We start from the raw sequence: 1,807 nt of genomic DNA, 5'->3' as shown, positions 1-1,807 counted from the left end.
CCATCGCTCGTTGTGTTGGTCAAAAAGTTATTCTGAAAAACTAAATAAAAAATCCTTTGTTTTGACCTTGTTAGGGTGCGAAACGTGAGTTAAGAGAGCATGGAATGATTATTTAATAAGCTATAAAATAGATGCGTATATATCTCTTATCTACATCATATTGAAAAAAGGAGAATTAAAAAATGAAAAAGCTAAAAGCCTATCGTTTTTCTATTATCCTCCTATTATCCATTGCTATTGGTGCAATGATAGGGATAGCTTTGAAAGAAAAAGCGGTCGTATTGAAACCGATTGGTGACGTTTTTCTCAATCTGTTATTTACGATCGTTGTTCCTTTGATTTTCTTTACGATTTCTTCTTCGATCGCGAATATGAATGGCGCGAAACGATTAGGAAAAATAATGAGCAGTATGTTAGGGACATTTCTTTTTACTGGGTTAGTTTCTGCCATTTATATGCTTATCATTGTCAAATTGGTTCCGCCAGCTGAAGGAGTTACACTAAAATTAGTGAAACCGGAAACACCTGAAGAAGTTAGTTTGGCAGAACAAATTGTCAAAACGTTTACGGTATCCGATTTTGTTGAGCTCTTTTCAAGAAGTAATATGTTGGCGCTTATCGTCATCTCCATTTTCGTCGGATTTGGTGCTCAATTGGCTGGCGAACGTGGAAAAGCATTTACAACATTCTTGACATCTGGATCTGAAGTAATGATGAAAGTCGTTTCTATTATAATGTATATCGCCCCAATTGGGCTGGGTGCCTATTTTGCTACTTTGATTGGAGAATACGGGCCGCTACTTTTAGGATCTTATGTGAAAGCTGGTGCTGCATATTATTTAGGTTCACTGGCGTATTTCTTTATCGCTTTTACTATTTATGCGTTTATGGCTGGAAGAAAACAAGGAGTAAAAATCTTTTGGAGAAATATGTTAACCCCTACGATTACTTCCCTGGCAACTTGCTCGAGTGCCGCTACCATTCCGGCGAACTTAGAAGCTTCGCAAAAAATGGGGGTTAATAAAGATATTCGCGAAACAGTGATTCCGCTCGGAGCAGCTTTACATAAAGATGGATCTGTAATGGGTGGGGTTTTGAAGATCGCATTTCTTTTTGGTATCTTCAATATGAATTTTTCGGGATTAGGAACGTTATCTCTTGTGATAGGTATTTCTTTATTGGTTGGTGTCGTAATGGGGGCAATTCCAAGTGGCGGAATGATCGGAGAAATGTTGATCCTAACGCTGTTTGGATTCCCTCCAGAAGCACTACCTATCATTGCTGCGATTAGCACCTTAATTGACCCACCTGCTACAATGTTGAATGCCAGTGGAGATAATGTTACAGCTATGATGGTCTCTCGTTTGGTTGAGGGGAAAAATTGGATAAAAACAGCGGAAAAAGTAGAATTAAAAGGAGCTTAAGCAGCTCCTTTTAGTGTATTTCCGTACAAGCGTTCTCGATGATATATCGGCTTTGGAAAATGGGAGAATTTGAATGCCTCTTTGTTCTAATTTTTTTGAGTAAATAGTTCCTCTTTGATATCTGAACCTTGAACTTCATATCCATTATCGAATAAGATTTGCGCCAAGTTGTTCATTCTTGAAGCTTTTATCCTGATGAAGTGAAATTTTTCTTTCAACACGTATTCCTCCAATGCTTGCTGAGATTTGAGATTCAACATTGAAAAGAAAAGGTTTTTCCTGAGTATTGACGAAAAAATAACTGATACACAAGAGAGGTGACAATATATTCAGGTCAAGTCCAAATTATTGTGTAAATTCCCCTTTGATAGACAACATGGACC

The 1,807-nt window shown here is 37.6% G+C and carries 2 protein-coding genes; one reads left to right on the top strand and one right to left on the bottom strand.

The window, feature by feature from the left end:
* Positions 1-182 precede the first annotated feature (182 nt).
* Entirely contained in the window at positions 183-1,424 is a 1,242-nt protein-coding gene (locus tag GZ1_RS17645; RefSeq protein WP_008880016.1) for a dicarboxylate/amino acid:cation symporter, read from the top strand.
* 86 nt (positions 1,425-1,510) lie between these two features.
* Here the strand turns inward: GZ1_RS17645 and GZ1_RS19100 are convergent, their stop codons facing one another.
* On the bottom strand, positions 1,511-1,642 hold the full coding sequence (locus GZ1_RS19100; RefSeq protein ID WP_373278123.1) for a Mur ligase domain-containing protein: 132 nt from the start codon (positions 1,640-1,642) through the stop codon (positions 1,511-1,513).
* Positions 1,643-1,807 lie beyond the last annotated feature (165 nt).

The sequence above is a fragment of the Geobacillus zalihae NBRC 101842 genome (assembly GCF_001544135.1).
GTDB lineage: Bacteria > Bacillota > Bacilli > Bacillales > Anoxybacillaceae > Geobacillus > Geobacillus zalihae.
This window is presented reverse-complemented; position numbering and strand designations above follow the sequence as displayed.